The sequence below is a fragment of the Undibacterium sp. FW305-107 genome (genome assembly GCF_058788535.1).
The window spans coordinates 82,241-105,175 of record NZ_JBYTAV010000005.1 but is presented as its reverse complement, the minus strand read 5'-3'; the positions used below and the strand labels follow the sequence as shown (position 1 = coordinate 105,175).

Genomic DNA, 22,935 nt, shown 5'->3' with positions numbered 1-22,935 from the left:
ATTTTTTCGCGTAATGGCTATGAAAACCATAGGAAATGTTTCCGCAATGCAAATAAATAAGCAGCAAAGCAGGTTGATACTGGCATCAAGCTCAGTTTACCGCCGTGAATTGCTAACAAGACTGCAATTCAATTTCGAAAGTATAGCACCTGAACTTGATGAAAGCCCAAACCCGGGAGAAAGCCCCGAGCAAACCGCCCTGCGCCTGGCGCAACAAAAAGCTGAGGCGATAGCAAAAAATCAGCCAGACTCTATAATCATAGGTTCAGATCAGGTCGCGACGCTGGGGGACCTACAAATTGGCAAACCAGGCAATCATGAAGCAGCTTTAAAGCAGTTGCAACTCATGCGCGGACGTGAAGTGGCGTTCCATACGGCTCTCTGTGTCCTGGACAATCGTCAAAACGCCCCCTCCCCTCTACAAATTCAGGATATCTGTACTATGGTCAGGTTCAGGGACTTAAGCAACACGGAACTGGATGCCTATTTGCGCATAGAGCAGCCCTACGATTGCGCAGGCAGCGCCAAGAATGAAGGACTGGGAATCGCTATCATAGAAAGCATCAAAAGCGACGATCCCACAGCATTAACCGGCCTGCCACTTATTGCCCTGACCAGCATGCTACGTAATACCGGCCTGAGCTTCTTCAATCTTTGAATTGATCGCTTTATCCATTTCATAAAATAAAAAATCAAAACCCCATGACAGGCACGCTTTACTTAATCCCCAATACCCTGGGTCTGAACGAAGATCAGCAAGTTAATTTACTTGCCAGCATCATCCCCGACACCGTACAAAAAATGACGGCAGAACTCAGTCACTTCGTCGCTGAAAATGCCAAAACTACACGCGCTTATCTGAAATACCTGTCACAGGCACACCCCCTGCAAAAAGCCATGCAGGAAATCCAGATCAGCGAGCTGAATATCAATACGCCAGCGCAAGCACTGGAAGGCCTGCTGCAACCACTGCTGCAAGGTCATGACGTGGGTTTGATATCTGAGGCTGGTGTGCCCGCGGTTGCTGATCCGGGTTCTAACCTCGTCAGGCTCGCTCATCAACGCAATATCAAGGTACGCCCTCTGGTTGGCCCTTCCTCGCTATTACTGGCTTTGATGGGCAGTGGGCTGAATGGGCAAAGCTTTGCCTTTCATGGCTATTTGCCGACAGATGCCGCGTTGCGTGCAAAGCGCATCAAAGAACTCGAAGAGAGATCAAAAAAAGAGAAGCAAACACAATTATTGATAGAAACCCCTTATCGCAATGCTGCCATGCTGGAAGCCTTGAGTAATCACTGCCACGGATCTACGCTGATCTGCGTGGCGACGGATTTGAGCCTCAACACGGAATCACTGCAAACAAAAACGGCGGCTGAGTGGAAAACCAATTTAAGCAAGCAACAAGGCCCTGATTTTCATAAAAAACCGACAGTTTTCTTATTCTTAAGCAATTAAAAAGTGCACGACCGGTCGATTTTTCCTATTTGCGCTAAGATGTATTTTTTCCGGAGGAATGCACATGCTGAATTTTGATTTTTATAACCCTACACAAATCCTGTTTGGCAAAGGGCGCATAGCCGATCTGAACAAGGCTATCCCAGTCGAAGCCCATGTGTTGATGCTGTATGGTGGTGGCAGCATTAAACAAAATGGTGTCTATGATGAAGTCATTGCTGCACTTGGAACACGTCAGGTGACGGAATTTACTGGCATAGAACCCAATCCCAGCTATGAAACACTGATGAAGGCTGTCGAACTCATCAAGCAAAACAAAATAGACTTTTTGCTTGCAGTTGGTGGCGGCTCTGTTATCGATGGCACCAAATTCATCGCCGCTGCGGCCTTGTTTGAAGGCGATGATCCCTGGGTCATCATGGAAAAACGTGGCAACAATGTGACCAAGGCCATGCCATTTGGCAGCGTACTGACTTTGCCGGCCACTGGCTCCGAAATGAATAATGGCGGTGTCGTCACCCGTAAATCCATCAAGGCAAAAATGGCGTTCTCCAGCCGCCATTGCTTCCCGCAATTCTCGGTGTTGGACCCGACCAAGACTTTTACCCTGCCTGTACGCCAGATCGGCAATGGCGCAGTTGATGCCTTTGTCCACATCATGGAACAGTATCTGACCTACCCGGTTAATTCACCGGTGCAAGACAGATTTGCTGAAGGCCTGCTGCTGACACTGATAGAAGAAGGTCCGAAAGCCCTGGCTAACCCTGAAGATTACGATGTGCGCGCCAATCTCATGTGGTGTGCCACCATGGCCCTGAATGGTTTGATTTCAACTGGCGTGCCGCAAGACTGGGCGACGCACATGATAGGTCATGAACTGACCGCCTTGCACAACATTGACCACGCCCAAACCCTCGCCATCGTGCTGCCTAGCATGCTGCGCGTACGCAAGGAAGGCAAACGGGAAAAATTGCTGCAATTTGCAGAACGCGTATGGGGTTTGCATGAGGGCGATGAAGACAGTCGCATAGAAACAGCCATCAGCCGCATGCAGGATTACTTTGAGCAAATGGGCGTCAAAACCCGTCTCAGCGACTACCAGCTTGACAGCAATGATATTGCACCTATCCTGTCAGCACTGGAAACCCATCGCATGGTGAGCCTGGGTGAAAAGCGTGATGTGACTTTGGACGTCAGTCGTCAGGTATTGGAATTGAGTTTGTAATTAATTGCGGCCATTTATTCCAACAGGATTGAATGGCCGTAAATTTATTTCTTTACCGTTTTCTGGATATGGCAATTCGCATCCAGAAAACGCATGGCTCCTGTGTAATTGGTATCCCAGTCATCCATTAAATAATTACCAGCCTCTTCCACGAAATTATTCCAGTCCTCCAGCAAGCCTTCCTGCTTTTCGTGAGGCGCTGCTGTCTTTATCCAGCCCGTCGCCAACTCTGATTTGAATCCCTCATCACGGAATTTTTTCACCAGGCTTTTTGCTGTTTTTTCTGGTAATGTCGTTTTTGGTGTAATGCCACCAACAATACAGACGAACAGGGTCAGCAGCGAATCGATATCGGTTTTACCCTTGGTCAATTTCGTCCACTCCTTGGACACCAGAGCATCGTATTCAGAAGTGTCTTCCACTTCGTGGTCGCGCAAATAATAGCGATCCTTGAGTTCATACACCAGCTTATCCAGAGAGGCCGACTTATCTTGCAGGCGTGGCAAATCATGGGATTTGATCTCACCCAGTACGCGCTCAACGATGGCATGAAATTTCTCAGGGATATCAGCCATATCAATGGCTGACAAAGCCTTCTTCAACTTTGCTGCGGTATACGCACGGATAGCATCTATCAGGCTGGCGAACTCCACCTGGTTTTGCAGTGTCGCTTCAGGCTTGCCAAACATTTGCAGCAACAAGGCTGTGCGGACTACTGACACGGCTTCGACATCTTCTTCTTTGAGATAGCTGGCAGACAAGCCCAGTTCTTCACCAAACCAGTAGCCAGCCTCGATTTCCAGCGCATTCATTTGCCGGTGTTCAAGAGTATTTCTATACTCAATCGGCTTTTCCTTGAGTGACCAGGCTTCCAGAAAATCTTCTACCTTACCCTTGGCTTCATGACCCAGCAAGGCATATTCCGGCATGGCGAACAATGCTTTCAGCAAACCTGAGCCGCCACGCGACAAGGTCAGAAAGGTATTGTCGCGTATCATCTTGGCGGCCAGTTCAAGATCACCCTTTGTGGTTTCGATCAGATATAGGCTGGCCAGGTTGACGATACGTTTGCGTGCCGCTTCAATTTCCGGGCGCAGGTATTTACTGCCAAAAGTATCCGCTATCTGCACCATGCCTTTTGGGGCTTCTGCCTCAATCGCAGCAATCTTGGTGGTGGAAATAATTGCCTTTTGCACGCCATAACGCAGCGCCGATTCAAAGTAGGGGCGATTATCAAGCAGGGCGATTTCAAAAGTATTTTCAGGCATAAATACCAGAATAGAAGCAGGCTATGGAAATGAAAGGCAGGCAGAAAAAATCCTGCCACGTGCATTAAAATAACATCAACAATTACAAGGCTGACTCTTCGTCATCATCCTTGTCGTCGCCATCATCATTGTTTTTAGGGCGCTCGTCCTGCTCTTCTTCATTGCCGCCCTCGCCGCCTTCCAATAATTCATCTTGCGCCAGGCTGGCCTGGTAAGCTTTGTAACGTGCACGCAATTTCATCAGTACTTCGCGGAAAATTTCTGGCAGTTCATAGCGCAGGATATAAGTCACCTGCATCCAGTCGTGATCTTCCAGATTGGCCATGTCCAAAGGCGACGCCAGGCTCTCGGTGTCGCGGGTCAGATTGAGCAAATCATCATCACGTGCCTGGGTTTTGTTGTCGTCGCCATATTCATACAAATCGAAAGTCGCGTAGCGGTAGAAATGCTCTACCATTTGCGCCCTGTCGAGCAGGTAATCGACGAGAGCGTCATAGCCACCCTCCACTTCGGCGATTTCATACAAAAATTCTGCCGGGTCAGCACCTTCGCGGAAAATGACGGAATTGACCATGCCACGCAATTGTTCATGTGTCTGATCGCCATAGCGGCGTTCCAGCACCACAGCCTGGGCAAACTGCTCAGGCGTGACCAGCAGGTTCACCAAAGACTCTTTCGATGCATCGTACTCACGGATAATTGCCAGCAAATCCTTGGCCGGAAATTCATCAAGGGCAGCTACCAGTGCTTTGTCGCCTTCGGTTTCGGCCAGATTAGCCAGCGCATGTTCAGCACCGGCGATGTCACCCGCCTTGACCAGGCTTTGGGCTTCGATTAATGCAGGATAATTCATCTGTACTCCTTATTCTTTGCGGTCAAAACCTTGCTCAGCCAACCAGTCTGCACCGGCTTCGCCCAGATCATAATCATCACCATCATCACCGTCATCGCGACCGTGCCTGCCATATTGGCCATCAAGATCGCCATGTTCTTTCAGCTCTTCATTTTCCTCATTGGCTTCTTTATCTTCATCCTCATCAGCACCTGCCGCATCGCTAGCACCAGCTTTACGCGTGGTATTACTACGATTCAGATATTCCAGCGCTGCAGCCGTCACCAGGAAGGCTTCACCGTCAGGGTCTTTCAAGACAATACGACTCAGCGGCTCAGCCCAAGGCTCCAGCTTGACTGTTGTCGATAAACTTTTCCAGGAAGGGAATTTGCCTGCTTCTTTGGTAATCAATGATTCCATCGTCAATGGATTCATGAAAATGAAGCCCTGATGAAAAGCCACTGCCAGCATTTCAGGATTGCTGGCCATCATGGGTAATAACATAGGCAATTGTTCAGCCTTTTCACGCAACCTGGCCTTGAGCACGTTTTTGCCCTCGGAATCGGATTTCAAATCTTCCAATTCAGCCTTGTAGAGCGGAATAATATCTTCAAAAAAACGTGACAATTTCACTGCAATACTCCTGATAAATAATTTTTCCAGATTTCGGTCGCTGTCTCTATGGGAGAATCCAGTAAATTGCGCCGGCGATTTTCATCATAGGCAGTACGCGCTGCCTCGTCCGACAAGATATCGTAAGCTTCTTTGACCGCATGGAATTTTTCCGGCGCCAGTTCAGAATCATTTCTGTCTGGATGAAACTCTGCTGCCTTTTGACGAAACGCCTTCTTGACGTCTGCCAGACTCGCATTGGTGGCAATACCGAGAATAAAATAATAGTCTTTCATACACACCCTTGGCTTGCACTTGGACTTGAATTGACACTGCAGATCAGCAGCGAAGAACAAGGGGAACCATTTGCATGGATCCCCCTATACAGGAACAAGCCAGAATTCAGCTATTCCTGTAGATGCATATTAATGGTGATGACCGTGTTCGCCATGCACGTGACCATGCACAACTTCTTCATCAGTAGCTTCGCGTACTTCCAGCACTTCTGCATCGAAACGTATGGTCATGCCAGCCAGGGGATGATTGCCATCGACAGTCACCACGCCTGCATCAATGGCAGTAACGCGGAATTGCATGGTTTCGCCAGTTTCTGGCTCACGTGTTTCAAACATCATGCCAACTTCGATATCAGGAGGAAAAGCACTGATATCTTCTTCGCGCACGAATTCTGGATCAAATTCGCCAAAACCTTCTTCTGGTGCCAAAGTTACAGAGACTTTGTCGCCAACGGCTTTGCCATCCAGCGCGGCCTCAACTGCTGGCAAAATATTATCATATCCGCCATGCAAATAAACGATGGGCTGCTGATTCTGGTCTATGAGCTCGCCCTCAGCACTGAACATGGTGTAATTCAAAGTGACAGCGGTATTTTGTGTGATTTGCATGACAAATAAATAGAGTAATTGCGCATTATTGCGACAAAATTGAAATGAGTAAGCTTGATATCCAAGCATATATAGCCTACAAGCACCCATTTCAATAGGCTAACCGCGTATTGTAGCAGAGCCGCCTTCTATTTTTGGAGTTTGCTGTTTTTGTTATTCTATCTCTTCTGCACGTAATGCTCTTTCTTCAATGAACACCAGGAACTAAGCTTGGTTACAGCACAATTTTATTTTCCGTTAGGCAATAAAAAACCACCAGCGGCGGTTTTAAAAGTGGGACTGGATTGATGAAAGCCTGTCAAACACCAATTTTTTCAAGCATGGTACCCAGTTCACGCAGAGCTGGTTCCAGCTTGGGGTGCTGTGCAGCGAATTTCGCTGACAAAGCCTGCGAACGCTCGCTCAAGGCCGCGAATACTGGGTCATCGTGATTTTTTGTAGTAGACAAGACATGTTGAATATCCTCATTCAATTTCTCCAGCAAGGATTTCAACTCATCATCAACAGCTTCAGTACTTGCCAACTCTTGATGTAAGAGGCCCAGCAAATGTTTCAATTGCTCTTGTTTCATATCATATCTCCTTGATGGAACATTCTTAGCTTTTTGCAGCTTAGCTTTTTGCAGTTTAGTTGCTGACTCGCGGAAAAACCAGTACCACGGCTTCGGCAGCTATACCCTCTTCCCTACCTAGATAACCAAGACGTTCATTGGTTTTTGCTTTGATATTGACCTGGTTGATATCAACCTGCATATCTTCAGCAATATTTGCCACCATGCCTGCAATATGTGCTGCCATCTTCGGAGCCTGGGCAATGATGGTGGCATCCAGATTACCCACTTCATAACCTGCAGCGTGAATACGCTTGACAGCCTCACGCAATAAAACACGTGAATCAGCACCGGCAAAACGGGTATCGGTATCGGGGAAATGCCCCCCTATATCACCCAAGGCGACTGAACCAAAGAGTGCATCGGTAATGGCATGCAATAACACATCCGCATCTGAATGCCCAAGCAAACCTGTTGTGTGCGGGATAGTGACCCCACCAATAATCAATTTGCGACCGGGCACCAGTGCATGACAGTCATAACCCTGACCTATTCTGTACGGTAACATCTTATTTTGCATCAAGCTTCCTTTATTCTTCCGGGCTATTTAAATACTGGGCGATTAATGCCATATCGCTGGGTAAAGTCAGCTTCATATTTCGTGCATGCCCTTCAACCAGTATGGGGGCATGGCCTGCAGCTTCAATAGCGCTGGCTTCATCGGTCACCTGATATGCAGCATCCAGGGCATCGCACAACAACTGATAACGGAACATTTGCGGGGTTTGCGCCAACCACAAGCCATCACGAGGTATGGTTTGTACTTTGCCGTTTTCCACCCGTTTGACGGTATCAACTACCGGCAGGGCCAACAAGCCGCCGACTGTATTATCAGCAACCTGATCAATTAAATGCTGCAGCAGGCCAGATGTCAAACCCGGTCTGGCGGCATCGTGCACGAGTACCCAGTCTGCATTACCCAAAGTACTGGCTAGCTCGCTCAAGCCATTTCTGACCGTATCACGGCGACTGGCACCACCACAACGCAAGATTGTCAGCTTTTCTGCTTTATGCAGATATTCATCTACATAAGCGTCATCCGGGCCGACGACGACATAGGTATGCTGTATTTTTGAAAAACCAAGGAATGCATCGACAGTGTGCTGCAGAACTGATTTACTGCCTATACGCATATATTGCTTAGGTGTAGCTGCGCCCATACGCGAACCCACGCCCGCAGCAGGAATCAGCGCAACATAGCGAAGCGTATCTATCAGCTTTTCGGCGTCAAAATGATGTTCTTGCAATTGTTTTTCCATGAATGTCACAAGCTCTTGAAGCTGCCCCGATAAGAAAGAGCCCCTTCGTTTATAATTAGGCGCTCATTTTAACCGCGTATCTTGTTCCGTAAGCAGCTTTTACGGCATTCCACATGTATAGCCGCAATGTCATTTGATTTCAGCAAATCCTTAGCAAAACCCGGCCATAAACTGGCACTCCCCAATTTGCATGGTTCTTCCGATGCTTACGCCCTGGCGCAAGCAGCGACGGCGCTCAAGGCTGACAAGCGCATGCTGACCATTTTTGTCGCCAACCCTGGAGATGCCCAGCGTCTGCTGGATGAAATCCCTTGGTTTAATGCAGAACTGCGCTGCCATTTGCTGCCAGACTGGGAAACCCTGCCTTACGACGCCTTTTCACCGCATCAGGACTTGGTGTCTGAGCGCCTAGCCAGCCTGCATGAAATCCAGAATGGCAATTGCGATGTCTTGCTGGCACCGGCAACGACGGCCTTGTTGCGCATGGCCCCACCCTCTTTCCTGGCAGCCTACACCTTCTTTTTCAAAAAAGGTGATCGTCTTGACGAGGCCAAGCTAAAGAACCAACTGACACTGGCAGGTTATAGCCATGTCAACCAGGTCATGTCACCGGGTGAATATTCTGTGCGCGGTGGTTTGATAGACTTGTTCCCCATGGGCTCGACCCTACCTTACCGCCTGGATCTGTTTGGCGACACCATAGAGACCATACGCACCTTTGATGCCGATACGCAACGTTCGCTCTACCCTGTGCCGGAAGTACGCCTGCTGCCTGGTCGCGAATTCCCCATGGATGAACCTGCGCGCGCTGCCTTCCGCAGCCGCTGGCGCGAAACTTTTGAGGGTGATCCTTCACGTTCCAGTATCTATAAAGATATAGGAAATGGCATACCTTCAGCCGGCATAGAATATTACCTGCCGCTATTCTTTGAGCAAACCGCCACCCTGTTTGATTATCTGCCAGAAGCGCCGCATTTTGCGCTGATCGGCGATATTGACGATGCCATCCGGCGTTTCTGGAACGATACCCGTTCACGCTACCAGTTTTTAAAGTCTGACCGTGAACGCCCGGTGCTGGCACCAGAAAGCGTGTTTCTGCGCGACGAAGACTTTTTTGCTGCGATGAAACCGCTGGCGCGCTGGACCATCGCGTCCACCGATAAATCTGCTACTGCCTCTGAAGTATCCAGCTTTTTACCAGATATCGCCGTCAATCGCCGCGCTGATGATCCGCTAGCGAACTTGCGTTCCTTCCTGCTGCAAACAGACAAGCGCGTGATGATCTGCGCCGAAACACTGGGTCGTCGCGAAACCTTGCAGCAGTATTTCACTGAATACGATATCCGTCTAAGCCTGTGCGAAGGCTATGCCGACTTTACCACAGCGAATACCAAGCTGATGCTGGGCGTAGCTCCTCTGCACGCCGGTTTTGTACTTGCCGATGGTCTGGCATTTATTACTGAAGCCGAACTGTATGCCGGCAGTGGCAAACGCATAGGCCGTAAAAAGCAGGAAGCTGTTACCCAAGTTGAACACATGGTGCGCGACCTGTCAGAACTGAAAATTGGTGATCCTGTCGTCCATAGCAACCATGGCATAGGCCGCTACATGGGCCTGATCAGCATGGACCTGGGCGAAGGTGAAACCGAATTCCTGCATCTGGAATACGCTAAAGATACCAAACTGTACGTGCCGGTATCGCAATTGCATGTCATTTCTCGTTACTCCGGTGCGTCGCCAGATGACGCGCCTTTGCATAGCCTGGGTTCAGGCCAGTGGGAAAAAGCCAAGAAAAAAGCGGCGCAGCAAATTCGCGATACTGCCGCCGAGTTGCTGAACCTGTATGCCCGCCGCGCCGCGCGCCAGGGCCATGCCTTTGAGTATTCTGCACGTGACTATGAAGCCTTTGCCGATAGCTTTGGCTTTGATGAAACACCGGACCAGGCAGCAGCCATCACCGCTGTCATTGGCGACATGACCTCAGGCAAGCCTATGGACAGGCTGATCTGTGGCGACGTTGGCTTTGGCAAGACAGAGGTAGCCTTGCGTGCCGCCTTCGTTGCCGTCATGGGTGGCAAGCAAGTCGCCATCCTGGCACCTACCACCCTGCTGGCAGAGCAACATGCCCAGACTTTTGCTGACCGCTTTGCCGCCTGGCCAGTGAAAATTGCTGAATTATCACGATTCCGTTCCGGCAAGGAAATCAGCATCGCCATGAAAGGCATGGGCGACGGCACTGTTGATATCGTCATTGGCACGCATAAACTGCTGTCTGACGATGTTAAATTCTCCCGCCTTGGCCTGGTGATTATTGATGAAGAACATCGCTTTGGTGTACGCCAAAAAGAAGCCTTGAAGGCTTTGCGTGCAGAAGTCGATGTATTGACGCTGACAGCGACACCGATACCACGCACCCTGGGCATGGCACTGGAAGGCTTGCGTGACTTTTCTGTCATCGCGACAGCACCGCAAAAGCGGCTGGCGATCAAGACCTTCGTACGCGGCGAAGATGATTCTGTCATCCGCGAAGCCTGCTTGCGTGAATTGAAGCGTGGTGGTCAGGTCTATTTCCTGCACAATGAAGTTGAAACCATAGAAAACCGCAAGGCCATGCTGGAAGCCTTGCTGCCAGAGGCACGCGTAGTCGTGGCACATGGCCAGATGCATGAGCGTGACCTGGAAAAAGTCATGCGTGACTTTGTGGCCCAACGGCATAATATTTTGCTGTGTACCACGATTATTGAAACCGGTATCGACGTACCAACTGCCAATACCATCATCATGCACAGAGCCGACAAATTCGGTCTGGCACAGTTACATCAATTGCGTGGCCGCATCGGTCGCTCTCACCACCAGGCTTATGCCTACTTGCTGGTACATGATGTACAAAGCCTGACAAAGCAGGCGAATCGCCGTCTTGAAGCCATCCAGCAGATGGAAGAACTGGGTAGCGGCTTTTACCTGGCCATGCATGATCTGGAAATTCGCGGCGCCGGTGAAGTATTGGGCGATAACCAATCTGGCGAAATGCATGAGATAGGTTTCCAGATGTATTCCGACATGCTCAGTGAAGCAGTACGCTCGCTGAAGAATGGCAAGGAACCCGATCTGGCCGCACCACTATCAACCACGACAGAAATTAACCTGCACATCCCTGCCCTGCTACCGAATGAATTCTGTGGTGACGTACATGAACGTCTGTCCATCTACAAGCGTCTGGCCAATTGCAGCAGCGCTAGCGGCATTGATGATATGCAGGAAGAAATGATAGACCGTTTTGGCAAACTGCCAGAACCCGTAAAATCGCTGCTGGAAACCCATAGACTGCGCGTTGCAGCCAAACCGCTGGGCATCATCAAGATTGATGCCCATAGCGAAGCTGCGACACTGCAATTTGAACCCAAGCCACCGATAGACGGCATGCGCATCATAGAGCTGGTGCAAAAGAACAAGCACATCAAACTGAATGGTCAGGACAAACTACGCATCACAGCCGCCATGCCCGACCTGGCCAGCCGCGTAGCCCAGATCAAGGCTACCATCAAGGCACTGCACTAATTAATTGAATAAAAGAGACGACCATGCATTTGACCATACAAGGCCTGAACAACACGCTCAGCAATAATATCGCACTCGTTCAGGATATCGCCAGCCAGACCAGGGCAAAACTGATGCAACTGAATGTCCAGGCAGTGCGCCTCGACGATGCAGAATTTGATGCGCAGACTTTGAGCGCAATACGCGAGCGCTGCTTCGCTGCCCAATTAGATATCACGGCTCTGGACACGCAACTTGCGCTGACTGATTTCAAACTGGTCGCCATGGACATGGATTCAACCCTGATCACTATAGAATGCATAGATGAAATCGCTGACATGCAGGGCTTGAAACCGCAAGTGGCAGAAATTACCGAAGCCGCCATGCGCGGCGAACTGGAATTCCAGGAGAGCCTGGTCCGTCGCGTCGCCCTGCTCAAAGGCCTCGATGCCAGCGCCCTGCAACGCGTATACGACGAGCGCCTGCAATTGTCCCTGGGTGCAGATCAGATGCTGAAGACCATACAGCAAGCCGGTCTAAAGACTTTACTGGTATCCGGTGGTTTTACTTTCTTCACCGACCGCATGAAATCACGCCTGAATCTGGACTATACCCACTCCAATGTACTTGAAATCCAGGACGGCAAACTGACCGGCAAAGTCATAGGCACCATTATTGATGCAGATGAAAAACAGAGAACCGTGGAGCGCGTCTGTGCCGAGATGAGCATTCCCACCGATCAGGCCATCGTCATGGGTGACGGTGCGAATGATTTGAAAATGATGAAAATTTCTGGTTTGTCCGTCGCATTCAGGGCCAAGCCTGTGGTGCGTGCACAAGCAGACGTGGCCCTGAATTTTGTCGGGCTGGATGGAGTGTTGAATTTGCTGCAGGCACCTAGCCCATAAGCACTGAAGCACACAACACTGATAGTCAGTTCCCCCTCAACACTCAAATAATAGTACGAACGTTCTATTATTTGAGTTAGAATAGTTTCAGCTCATCCAGCACATCCACCTGTGCCAGGAGTAAGATCATACAAAAACTGAAACAATTGGGAGACACCGATGTTTGAAGAATTCATGGGCACCATGCCAGTGGCCGAGCGTCAAAAATTTGATGTGGCGGCACTGGCAGACTATATGCGTCAGCATGTTGAGGGTTTCGACGCTACGCTGGCAGACAAGCTGGTGGTGGAGCAATTCAAGGGGGGGCAGTCCAACCCCACTTTCAAACTCAGCGCGGGCGACCAGCGCTACGTCTTGCGTGCCAAACCTGGCCCAGTCGCAAAATTGCTACCTTCTGCCCATGCCATAGAACGTGAATTCAAGGTCATGAATGCCTTGAACAAAGCGGGTTTCCCTGCAGCACGCCAATATGCACTATGCACCGATGAAGATGTTATAGGCCGCGCCTTCTACGTCATGGAATTTGTTGATGGCCGTGTGCTGTGGGATCAATCGCTGCCCGGTATGACACCAACTGAGCGTGGCGAAATCTACGATGAAATGAATCGCGTCATCGCGCAATTGCACACCATCGATTATGCAGCCATCGGTTTGGCCGACTACGGCAAGCCAGGCAATTATTTTGCTCGCCAGATAGATCGTTGGACCAAACAATATCGTGCTTCCGAGACTGAAAAAATCGAAGCCATGGACAATCTTATTGAATGGCTGCCGCATAATATCCCGCCTGGAGACGACACCAGTATCGTGCACGGCGATTACCGCCTCGACAATATGATGTTCCACCCAACCGAGCCACGCATCATGGCGATACTGGATTGGGAACTGTCAACGCTTGGTCACCCCCTTGCTGATTTTTCTTATCATTGCATGAGTTGGCATGTAACCCCCGGCCAGTTCCGTGGCATCGCTGGTCTTGATCACAAGGCATTGGGCATCCCCAATGAGCAAGAATACATTGCCAAATATTGCGAACGTACAGGTAAAACCATACGTCAGGAAGATTTCAATTTCTACCTGGCCTATAACCTGTTCCGGATGGCAGGGATTTTGCAAGGCATCATGAAACGCTATGTTGATGGCACTGCATCCAGCGCACAGGCGAAAAAATCTGGCGAAGCGGCACGCCCCATGGCTGAACTCGGCTGGAGCTACGCTAAAAAGTAATCATCTATTCAGACAGCACATTCTCTCAGTTCCAAAGCAGCACAAAACGACAATATCATTGGAGACAACATGGAATTCGAATACTCAGATCGCTGTAAAGACTTGCAAGGCAAACTCTTGCGTTTCATGGATGAACATATTTATCCCAATGAAAAGGCCTATAAGGAAGAAATTGACCGTAATGGCCTAGAAAAAGGCAATCGCTGGATCGCTACCCAGATCATTGAAGACTTAAAACCAAAAGCGCGTGCACAAGGCTTGTGGAACTTATTCCTGCCAAAATCAGTGCGTGCGCCAGAAGGCTTGTCGAATCTGGATTACGCGCCACTATGCGAAATCATGGGCCGCGTGAGCTGGGCACCGGAAGTATTCAACTGCTCAGCACCTGACACCGGCAATATGGAAACCATAGAACGCTATGGCAGCGAAGAACACAAGAAGCAATGGCTGGAACCACTCTTGCGTGGTGAAATCCGCTCTGCCTTTGCGATGACAGAGCCAGGAGTTGCCTCATCTGACGCCACCAACATCGAAACCCGCATAGACCGCGATGGCGATGACTATGTCATCAATGGTCACAAGTGGTGGATATCCGGTGCTGGGGATCCACGTTGCGCCGTGTATATATTGATGGGCAAGACTGATTTCAATGCCGCCCGCCATTCACAGCAATCGATGATACTGGTGGATGCCAAAACTCCTGGCATTACAGTTGTCCGCCCTCTTCCCGTTTTTGGTTACGACGATGCTCCACATGGTCATTGCGAAATCCTGTTTGAAAACGTGCGCGTGCCAACATCGAATATTCTTTTAGGTGAAGGCCGTGGTTTTGAAATTGCCCAAGGCCGTCTTGGCCCTGGCCGCATCCATCACTGCATGCGTGCCATAGGCGTGGCAGAGCGTGCGCTGGAATTGATGTGCAAGCGTCTGAACAGCCGCACTGCCTTTGGCAAGAAAATTTCCGAACAAAGCATCTGGCGTGAGCGCATTGCAGAATCGCGCATACAAATCGACACGGCGCGCCTGTTGACTCTGAAGGCGGCTTATATGATGGATACCGTCGGCAACAAGCATGCTCAGGCAGAAATTGCCATGATCAAGGTATTGGCACCGAATGTCACCCAGCAAGTGCTGGACTGGGCGATACAGGCCCATGGTGCTGGTGGTGTTTCTGGCGATTTCCCGCTGGCAGCACAATGGGCTGGTAACCGTACTTTACGCCTGGCAGATGGCCCGGACGAAGTCCACAGGAATGCGATAGCCAAGCTGGAACTGGCAAAACACATCAGTCTGACGGAAGACTTGGGTTTGCCAATTACCCGTTCCTAAGCAAATAAGTCTGAATTGAGTCTGTGCGCAATTCGATAACAACATGAGTTGCGCACGACTATACTCTTGATATTATTTGGTACGAAGAATCACATTAACGGATTTTTGTGCATCAATGCCCTGGCAAAGACAAAACGCTCATGGCAGGTTTTTCGCCTGCATTAACTCCTGATCCGTTGTTAACAATTGCCAAAAAGATGCATAGGGCAGGAAAGACTGAGGCAGAGTTAAGCTACTAACAAATTAGTGCGCCTGATGTTGATAACTGGCATAAGCCGTGGCGGCCAAGATGATGGAAGCACCAGCTAATTCAAGCATTCCCGGTGTTTCTCGCAAAAACAGGTATGCCAGCAACATGCCATACACCGGCTCTAGCGAAGTCATGATGCTGACAAAACTGGTGGATAAATGACGCAGGCTGAACATGAACAAACCATGAGACAAGGCTGTAAACACCGCACCCAGCAAGATCAACCCCGACCAGATTTGTACGCTGTTGCCTGCCAGATCGCCTGTCAGTAACACCAAAGGCAGAAGTAAAACTGCGGCCACTCCATTTTGCAGAAATGCCAGTTTAAATGCAGGAATATGACTGCCCTGCCAGCGATTCACCATCGCCAGCAAAGCGAAACTGAAACCGGATAATATCCCCAGGCCCAAAGCATGGAGCGCACCATCCTCCCATGAAGTGGCACTGACCATCACCACCATACCAACAACTACAAATATAGCAGCCAAAGCATCGCATGCCCGCCTCTGCTCTTTAAAAAACCAGGGTTCAAGCAATGCCACAAATAAAGGAAAGCTGGCAAAACCCATCAAACCAAAAGCAACTGGAGCAAAATTGAGTGAGGCAAAAAAAGTCAGCCAGTGTATAGCCAGCAAAAAACCACAAAGGGCAACGCCCTTTGAAATATCTCGAAAATGCAATTGTCGCTGATAAGTTAGTACAGGTATAAGGCACAAGGCTGCAAACAAGGTACGCCCAAATACCAGCATTAAGGAGCTGACGGCCAGCGACTTGCCCAGCACGCCAGCAGCGCCGAATAAAAATACCGCAATATGCAGGGCGAATAAAGCAGGCAGCGCGGTCTTTTTCATATGAGTTTTATGCTTGCCGAGTATTAAGTATAAAGCCGAAGTATAAAGCGTTGATGCAACATGTCAGATGAAGGTTTTGCACTTTTATTTTGGATTAAAGCGCAAACGCATGAATCTATGCATAATGGATACTTGCTGTTTTCATCAACCCATTAAAGAGGGAAGCAATGATAGACGTTTATTCCTGGCCGACACCAAACGGACACAAAGTACACATCATGCTGGAAGAATGCGGCTTGCCTTACCGCGTCATTCCCGTTGATATTGGCGCTGGTGATCAATTTAAAGCCGATTTCCTGGCGATATCACCAAATAACAAGATACCTGCCATTGTCGATGCCGACGGCCCCGACGGCAAACCTATCGCCCTGTTTGAATCTGGTGCAATACTGATTTATCTTGCTGCTAAAACTGGCTTATTCCTTGGAAAAACCGACAGGGAGAAATACGAAGCTCTGCAATGGCTGATGTTTCAAATGGGTAGCGTTGGCCCCATGCTGGGTCAGGCTCATCATTTCCGCATCTATGCGCCTGAAAAGATAGAATATGCCGTTGACCGCTATACAAATGAAACAAAGCGCATCTACGGTGTCATTGATAAGCAACTGGAAAAAACCACTTATCTGGCAGGAGAGGAATATGGCATCGCCGACATTGCCACCTTCCCATGGACACGTTCATTCGCCAATCAGGGTGTAGACTGGGCAGAATTCCCGAATGCCAAACGCTGGTTTGATGCTATCAGCCAACGTCCTGCGGTACAACGTGGCGTGCAAGTATTGGCAGATTTGCGCAAACCTCTCGACAATGACAAGGCAAGAGAAGTTTTGTTTGGAAAAACACAGTACGCAAAGAAATAAACTCATTCACCGGGGGAGTAGCCAATTACCGTTACAATGGGCTTCACCCCCTCAACACTATTTCAGTATGCGTCGCCCTATAAAAAGAAACCGCCTCAAACTCGCCGCTGAAAGCCAGCGCGTCGCTAATCTTGCGCTTGCAGTTGCACAATCTGCCAGCCGTGTGGAAGACCTGGACTGGCAAGCCAAACTGGATGCACTGGTAACGAAAAGCCTCAGACAACACCATCAGGACATGTTGGAGTCAGCCACTGAGCATCTGTTCCAGACGCATCCCAATGGCTATGAGGTACTGACCGAAACACTGGAATCTGTGAGCACCTGCGCCCAGTTTGAGCATGAGGGACAGCCTTACACCAGCTTGTTGATCGCTGCCCCCATACTGGCCTGGACGCGTTTTGAAATTGCCTCGGGCAGCATACCTACAGAAGCGCTGGACACCCTGCACACGCAATTGAATGCCCACTTGCTGGCGGATGAAGCAAAGCTGCGCTTGTTACCCGGTTTGTACTCGATAGATCAATTACCGCGCAGCCATGTAGAAACCTATGCCTTGCTTGAGCGTCATAGCTTGGCTTTGTTAAAAAATACGCCTGCACCAACAGAAGCCGAGCGCGCACCTACTATTCCTTTTTTGGCTGACATACGTTATGTACTTGGGGTCCTGGTAGTGAAAAAAGATGCTCCACTCTTCCAGTGGCAAACCATAGATGCGCCTTATGATTGCGCACAAGCCAAAAATGATGCCTTGTTGCAATGGCAGCTACAAACAGATGCGACTGTCAAACGCCTGTTACCCGGATGTGGCATAGAACTTTTATTGCCCGAAGCCTATTACACGGCCTGCCGTGAAGCAGATATCAGGATACGTCCTGCAACCATACGCTCTGCCATGTTCTATCTGACCCAGACTCTGGGTAAAGAGGCCGACCAGTTCACAGTCATCATCGCATCTTTTGGCGAGCAGGAAAATCCAGGACAAATTGACGAATACCGCATCAGTTTTTGCCTGCGCGACGCGCCTGAAGTTATCTATGGTGTAGTCTGGCCGCTGTACCAGGCAGAGGACCAGATCATCGCTGTCAATCTGGATGAAAATGAACAACTTGCCGGTGAGATACCAGGCATCTTGCAAGAATGCGGTGTCACTGACATCATTCAACTGGAAGAAATTTTTGCCATGGAATTCTGCGATGATTGCGGCACACCACTATTTGCAGACAGGGATAGCGATCTGGTTCATACCGAAATGCCGGATGATGCACCAACACCAGGTGCAACCCACTTCCACTAAGCGTCAAAATTTGTCTAGTTTGGTGGTGATAGATGACGACAACGGGCAACCCTGCGCATAAAAGTGAACAAACCATCTCTGGAACAGACTCTGATTTTCATTTCAGAGATGGTTTGAGTACTGACGCACCAGCCATTAGCCAATTAATCTCCCAGTTTGTTCTGGATTTTTGCGTCAACCCTGATGGCAGCGGTGCTGATTTATTTTTGCAGTCTGTATCAGAGCCTGCAGAATTTTCTTATCTCTCTGATGCACGCTATCATTTCATTCTTGCGTGGCATGGTGAAACGCTGGCTGGTTTCATTGCCATGCGCGACCTCAGCCATCTGTTTCACCTGTTCGTCAATCCATCATTTCAGAAGCAAAGACTGTCAAGCGCCCTATGGCAGCGCGCACATCAGCATGCTGCCGCACAAGGGCATACGGGTCATTTTACTGTCAATTCTTCCTTGAATGCTATTCCCGTATATGAGCGTTTTGGTTTTCAGACCAAAGGTGAGGTAGTAGAAATGCACGGCATCGCCTTCCTGCCTATGCAAACTCCCATAGTCCATCTGTAACAAGTTTTTACGACTCAAACACTAGCTGCCAATTTTGCTTGGCACATTTGTGAAAATCCGTTGTACAATTAGTTTTGAACGGTCGTGCTTTTTTCTGCTTTTTTCTTTAATTGCTTGCTGCGGCCCATATAAACAGGAGACAACATGGATTTGAACTATACGGCAGAAGACCTTGCCTTCCGGGATCAGGTGCGCACCTACCTTGAAGCCAATCTTCCACAAGACCTGCAGCAAAAAGTATTGAATCATAAACGCCTGTCCAGAGAAGATTTTGTTCGCTGGCACAAAATACTAGCCAAACAGGGCTGGGTAGCCACAGGCTGGCCAACAGAATATGGCGGCACAGGCTGGACAGCAACCCAGCGCCATATCTTTGAAGAAGAATGCGCCCGCGCTGGCACACCGGCCATCCTGCCCTTTGGCGTGAATATGGTGGCACCCGTCATCATGGCATTTGGCAATCAGGCACAAAAAGACTACTACCTGCCACGCATACTGAGTTGTGAAGACTGGTGGTGCCAGGGCTACTCAGAACCAGGCTCAGGTTCAGACCTTGCATCCCTGAAAACCCGCGCCGAGCGCGAAGGTGAGCATTACATCGTCAACGGCCAAAAAACCTGGACCACTCTCGCACAGCATGCCGATATGATCTTTTGCCTGGTGCGCACTGACACTGGTGTACGTAAACAGGAAGGCATCTCTTTCCTGCTCATCGATATGAAGACGCCGGGCATTACCGTACGCCCGATCATCATGCTCGATGAAGAGCATGAAGTAAATGAAGTCTTCTTCGACAATGTCAAAGTCCCTGTAGAAAACCTGATAGGCGAAGAAAACAAGGGCTGGACATATGCCAAATACCTACTCGGCCATGAGCGCACGAATATCGCTGCCGTAGGCCGTGCCAAACGTGAATTGCAATTTCTCAAGCGCATAGCTGCCAAACATCAAAAAAATGGCCTGCCGCTGATTGACGATGCCGTCTATGCCAGCAAGGTCGCCAGTCTGGAAGTGGAATTGATGGCATTGGAAATTACAGTCCTGCGTGTTATTTCACAAGACAGTGGCCGCCCTGGCCCGGAAGCTTCGCTCCTCAAGATCAAGGGCACAGAAATCCAGCAAAGATTGACGGAATTGATGGTAGAGGCAGTTGGCCCTTACGGCCTGCCATTTGACCCAGCTTTCCTCGAAGGTGAGACTGAACATAGCATAGTCGGTGACGATGATGCTGCACCTTTGGCACCGTATTACTTCAATTTCCGCAAGACTTCCATTTATGGTGGTTCCAACGAAATTCAAAAAAACATCATCACTCAGATGATTCTGGGTCTGTGAGGAGAGCAAAATGGATTTCAATTTAACACAAGAACAAACACAGTTTGCTGATGCCTTGCGTCGCTGGGTAGAAAAAGACTATGGCTTTGAACAGCGTAAGCAAATCATAGAATCTACTGAAGGTGTATCTGCAAAAGCCTGGGGTGGCCTGACAGAACTTGGCGCACTGGCCTTACCCGTACCAGAAGAGCAAGGCGGCTTCAATGGTTCTGCCATCGACATGCTGGTCATCATGCAAGAACTGGGACGCGGCATTGTTATCGAGCCCTACTTCGCCACGGTCTTGGGCGCAGAGTTTTTGAAAAAATCCGGCAAGCATGCAGATGTGCTTGAGCAAATCGCTGGCGGTGAAGTCAAGCTGGCAAATGCACTCGGTGAAAGGCAATCACGTCACGACCTGTTTGACATTGCCACCACTGCCAGCAAAAGTGGCGATGGTTTTGTACTCAATGGCAGCAAGACCGTGGTGCTGCACGGCGCTCAGGCAGACAAACTGATCGTCTCTGCACGCAGCAGCGGCACGCAACGCGATGCGAATGGCATCAGCCTGTTTATCGTCGATGCAAATGCAGAAGGCATCAACCGTCGCGATTACCGTACCATCGATGGTTATCGAGCCGCTGATATAACATTCAAAAATGTACAAGTTGGTGCAGATGCGCTGCTAACTACCGTGGACGGCAGCTGGGAATTACTCGATGCGGTGGCAGATTACGGCGTTACCCTGTTGTGTGCAGAATCCATAGGCATCATGGAAGCAATTACCGCAGCTACCCTGGATTATCTGAAAACCCGTCAGCAATTTGGCGTACCTATCGGCAAATTCCAGGTCTTGCAACATCGCATGGCAGAAATGTTCATGGAAATGGAACAGGCACGCTCAATGGCAACGCTGGCTGCCGTCAAAATCGCTTCTGATGATGTAGAGGAGCGTCGGCGCACGGTATCTGCCGCCAAGGCAAGGATAGGCCAGGCTGCCAAATACATAGGCCAGCAAGCCGTGCAATTGCATGGTGGCATGGGTGTCACCAATGAACTGCCGGTTGCCCACATGTTCAAACGCCTGACCACGATAGAGCTCACACTGGGTGACACTGATCATCATCTGGCCAGATTTGTCGCACAACCCGGCTTTAAAAGCGCAGCCTGAATGCTGTAGAAAAATCCCGACTGTGTTCGGGATTTTTTTTGCGTTTTAAAACAATAAGGAAACAACGAGGACACACTATGAGTATCAAAACAGATCGCTGGTATTTTGAAGACTTCATTCCCGGTACAGTCATAGAACTGGGACAGCGTGTAGTAACGGAAGAAGAAATCATCACATTTGCCAGGCAATTTGACCCGCAATCTTTTCACGTCGATAAAGAAACCGCCAGCCATTCCATCTTTGGTGGCGTCATCGCCAGCGGCTGGCATACCTGCGGCATGATCATGCGCATGGTGGTGGATGGGTTCCTGGCCAATTCATCCAGCATGGGCTCTCCTGGCGTTGATGAAATACGCTGGATATTACCGGTACGTCCCGGCGACACCCTGACTGTCACAGCCGAAACTACGGGTAGCAAGCTGTCTACTTCAAAGCCAGACCGCGGTGTCATCAATACCTTGTGGAAAGCCTATAACCAGGAAGGCAAGCTGGTCTGCACGATTACCGGCATGGGCATGTTTGGCCGTCGTCCAGAGTAAAAAAATCAACATCAAGGAGACATGATGAGAGAATTTAATAGTCTTGCCGAATTAAAAGACTTGATAGGCCAGGAAGTTGCGCAATCAGAATGGGTAAAAATCAGTCAGGAAAGAGTGAACACTTTTGCTGATGCTACTGGCGATCATCAATGGATACATATCGATGTAGAAAGAGCCGAACGTGAATCCCCGTTTGGCGGGCCGATTGCACATGGCTTTTTGACTTTATCCTTACTGCCCATGCTGGTTGCCAATGCCATCAAACTCACCTACGTCAAAATGGGTGTCAATTATGGACTCAACAAGGTACGCTTCCCCTCCCCTGTACCTGTCGGCAGCCGGGTACGCGCGCGTTTGAAACTGCTGGAAATAGAAGACATCAAGGATGGCGCGCAATTCACCTGGGAAGTCACGATAGAACGTGAAGGCCAGGATAAACCGGTATGCGTGGCAGAATCAATTTCACGCTGCTATTAGCTCAGCCACTTACACCTCTTTGAGAACGAATACATGCCCAACCCAGACACATTAAAACGCTTCATCGCCAAGGTTGAAGCAAACCAACATGCCGCAGCGTGCGAAGAGTTTTATACCGAAAATTCCAGCATGCAGGAAAACCAGGCCAAACCCAGGATAGGCCGTGCAGCACATGTCGCTGCCGAACATGCCGTCATGTCGCGCGCCAGGTCAGTCACATCTACCTGCGTGCATCCGGTATTGGTGAATGGTGACCATGTCGTCATACGCTGGATTTTCAGGTTCGAGTGGTTGGATGGCAGTGTCACACAAATGGAAGAACTTGCCTACCAGCGCTGGGAAGGTGAATGCATAGCTGAGGAAACTTTCTTTTATGATCCAGCACAACGTATCCCTCAGCGAGCCAGCACTTGAAATAGTTGACACTTGAAGTGCGGTGAGGCCAAAGCACA

At 49.5% G+C, this 22,935-nt stretch carries 24 protein-coding genes; 15 read left to right on the top strand and 9 right to left on the bottom strand.

The genetic code is table 11. The features are described from left to right. The first annotated feature begins 46 nt into the window (after positions 1 to 46). The 3 genes from AC3WQT_RS12455 to AC3WQT_RS12445 all read left to right on the top strand — a co-directional run bounded on the left by AC3WQT_RS12455 (position 47) and on the right by AC3WQT_RS12445 (position 2,680). Positions 47 to 658, top strand: a complete 612-nt coding sequence (locus AC3WQT_RS12455; protein ID WP_492704273.1) for a Maf-like protein — start codon at positions 47 to 49, stop codon at positions 656 to 658. Between the two features lie 44 nt (positions 659 to 702). Beyond that, positions 703 to 1,455: an SAM-dependent methyltransferase gene (locus AC3WQT_RS12450; RefSeq protein ID WP_492704271.1), complete on the top strand. Its 753-nt coding sequence runs from the start codon at positions 703 to 705 to the stop codon at positions 1,453 to 1,455. A 64-nt stretch (positions 1,456 to 1,519) separates the two neighbouring features. Next, a complete protein-coding gene (locus tag AC3WQT_RS12445; protein ID WP_492704270.1) occupies positions 1,520 to 2,680 on the top strand; it encodes an iron-containing alcohol dehydrogenase in 1,161 nt (386 codons plus the stop codon). Positions 2,681 to 2,724: 44 nt separating this feature from the next. On the opposite strand, the gene AC3WQT_RS12440 is transcribed toward AC3WQT_RS12445, so the two are convergent. From AC3WQT_RS12440 to ispD, 8 genes are all read right to left on the bottom strand, one after another. Beyond that, positions 2,725 to 3,948: a hypothetical protein gene (locus AC3WQT_RS12440; RefSeq protein ID WP_492704268.1), complete on the bottom strand. Its 1,224-nt coding sequence runs from the start codon at positions 3,946 to 3,948 to the stop codon at positions 2,725 to 2,727. Between the two features lie 82 nt (positions 3,949 to 4,030). Continuing rightward, complete coding sequence (locus AC3WQT_RS12435) at positions 4,031 to 4,801, bottom strand: hypothetical protein (RefSeq protein ID WP_492704267.1); 771 nt, start codon at positions 4,799 to 4,801, stop codon at positions 4,031 to 4,033. 9 nt (positions 4,802 to 4,810) lie between these two features. Beyond that, positions 4,811 to 5,413 carry a hypothetical protein gene (locus AC3WQT_RS12430; protein WP_492704265.1) on the bottom strand — a complete coding sequence of 201 codons (603 nt, stop codon included), beginning with the start codon at positions 5,411 to 5,413 and terminating at the stop codon, positions 4,811 to 4,813. Continuing rightward, the gene (locus AC3WQT_RS12425) at positions 5,410 to 5,688 is read right to left on the bottom strand and encodes a DnaJ domain-containing protein (protein WP_110253570.1); all 279 of its coding nucleotides are present in this window, start codon (positions 5,686 to 5,688) and stop codon (positions 5,410 to 5,412) included. Before AC3WQT_RS12425 ends, AC3WQT_RS12430 begins: the two co-directional genes overlap by 4 nt. 129 nt (positions 5,689 to 5,817) lie before the next feature. Continuing rightward, a complete protein-coding gene (locus AC3WQT_RS12420) occupies positions 5,818 to 6,297 on the bottom strand; it encodes an FKBP-type peptidyl-prolyl cis-trans isomerase (protein ID WP_492704264.1) in 480 nt (159 codons plus the stop codon). Between the two features lie 298 nt (positions 6,298 to 6,595). After that, entirely contained in the window at positions 6,596 to 6,868 is a 273-nt protein-coding gene (locus AC3WQT_RS12415; protein ID WP_492704262.1) for a DUF4404 family protein, read from the bottom strand. A gap of 55 nt (positions 6,869 to 6,923) precedes the next feature. Then, positions 6,924 to 7,415, bottom strand: a complete 492-nt coding sequence (gene ispF, locus AC3WQT_RS12410; protein ID WP_492704261.1) for a 2-C-methyl-D-erythritol 2,4-cyclodiphosphate synthase — start codon at positions 7,413 to 7,415, stop codon at positions 6,924 to 6,926. Positions 7,416 to 7,437: 22 nt separating this feature from the next. Then, entirely contained in the window at positions 7,438 to 8,166 is a 729-nt protein-coding gene (gene ispD, locus AC3WQT_RS12405; RefSeq protein ID WP_492704259.1) for a 2-C-methyl-D-erythritol 4-phosphate cytidylyltransferase, read from the bottom strand. Between the two features lie 126 nt (positions 8,167 to 8,292). On the opposite strand from ispD, the gene mfd reads away from it, so the two are divergent. The 4 genes from mfd (at position 8,293) to AC3WQT_RS12385 (ending at position 15,167) form a co-directional block, all read left to right on the top strand. Next, positions 8,293 to 11,724, top strand: coding sequence for a transcription-repair coupling factor (gene mfd / locus AC3WQT_RS12400; protein WP_492704257.1), 3,432 nt, complete (start codon positions 8,293 to 8,295; stop codon positions 11,722 to 11,724). Between the two features lie 23 nt (positions 11,725 to 11,747). Beyond that, a complete protein-coding gene (gene serB, locus AC3WQT_RS12395) occupies positions 11,748 to 12,611 on the top strand; it encodes a phosphoserine phosphatase SerB (RefSeq protein ID WP_492704256.1) in 864 nt (287 codons plus the stop codon). A gap of 159 nt (positions 12,612 to 12,770) precedes the next feature. Then, positions 12,771 to 13,838, top strand: a complete 1,068-nt coding sequence (locus AC3WQT_RS12390) for a phosphotransferase (RefSeq protein WP_492704254.1) — start codon at positions 12,771 to 12,773, stop codon at positions 13,836 to 13,838. Between the two features lie 69 nt (positions 13,839 to 13,907). Further along, positions 13,908 to 15,167, top strand: coding sequence for an acyl-CoA dehydrogenase family protein (locus AC3WQT_RS12385; RefSeq protein WP_492704253.1), 1,260 nt, complete (start codon positions 13,908 to 13,910; stop codon positions 15,165 to 15,167). Between the two features lie 243 nt (positions 15,168 to 15,410). On the opposite strand, the gene AC3WQT_RS12380 is transcribed toward AC3WQT_RS12385, so the two are convergent. Then, positions 15,411 to 16,268 carry a DMT family transporter gene (locus tag AC3WQT_RS12380; protein WP_492704251.1) on the bottom strand — a complete coding sequence of 286 codons (858 nt, stop codon included), beginning with the start codon at positions 16,266 to 16,268 and terminating at the stop codon, positions 15,411 to 15,413. 167 nt (positions 16,269 to 16,435) lie between these two features. On the opposite strand from AC3WQT_RS12380, the gene AC3WQT_RS12375 reads away from it, so the two are divergent. The 8 genes from AC3WQT_RS12375 to AC3WQT_RS12340 all read left to right on the top strand — a co-directional run bounded on the left by AC3WQT_RS12375 (position 16,436) and on the right by AC3WQT_RS12340 (position 22,897). Further along, positions 16,436 to 17,128, top strand: coding sequence for a glutathione binding-like protein (locus AC3WQT_RS12375; protein ID WP_492704250.1), 693 nt, complete (start codon positions 16,436 to 16,438; stop codon positions 17,126 to 17,128). Positions 17,129 to 17,195: 67 nt separating this feature from the next. Then, entirely contained in the window at positions 17,196 to 18,422 is a 1,227-nt protein-coding gene (locus tag AC3WQT_RS12370) for a DUF2863 family protein (RefSeq protein ID WP_492704248.1), read from the top strand. Between the two features lie 32 nt (positions 18,423 to 18,454). Then, a complete protein-coding gene (locus tag AC3WQT_RS12365) occupies positions 18,455 to 18,982 on the top strand; it encodes a GNAT family N-acetyltransferase (protein ID WP_492704246.1) in 528 nt (175 codons plus the stop codon). 144 nt (positions 18,983 to 19,126) lie between these two features. Beyond that, a complete protein-coding gene (locus AC3WQT_RS12360) occupies positions 19,127 to 20,317 on the top strand; it encodes an acyl-CoA dehydrogenase family protein (RefSeq protein WP_492704245.1) in 1,191 nt (396 codons plus the stop codon). Between the two features lie 10 nt (positions 20,318 to 20,327). Next, positions 20,328 to 21,467 (top strand): acyl-CoA dehydrogenase family protein, encoded by a 1,140-nt coding sequence (locus AC3WQT_RS12355; protein ID WP_492704244.1) that lies wholly within the window; start codon positions 20,328 to 20,330, stop codon positions 21,465 to 21,467. 77 nt (positions 21,468 to 21,544) lie between these two features. Continuing rightward, the gene (locus AC3WQT_RS12350) at positions 21,545 to 22,006 is read left to right on the top strand and encodes a MaoC family dehydratase (RefSeq protein WP_492704243.1); all 462 of its coding nucleotides are present in this window, start codon (positions 21,545 to 21,547) and stop codon (positions 22,004 to 22,006) included. Between the two features lie 24 nt (positions 22,007 to 22,030). Then, positions 22,031 to 22,483, top strand: coding sequence for a MaoC family dehydratase (locus AC3WQT_RS12345; RefSeq protein WP_492704569.1), 453 nt, complete (start codon positions 22,031 to 22,033; stop codon positions 22,481 to 22,483). Between the two features lie 33 nt (positions 22,484 to 22,516). Next, a complete protein-coding gene (locus AC3WQT_RS12340; RefSeq protein WP_492704241.1) occupies positions 22,517 to 22,897 on the top strand; it encodes a nuclear transport factor 2 family protein in 381 nt (126 codons plus the stop codon). Positions 22,898 to 22,935: the final 38 nt, after the last annotated feature.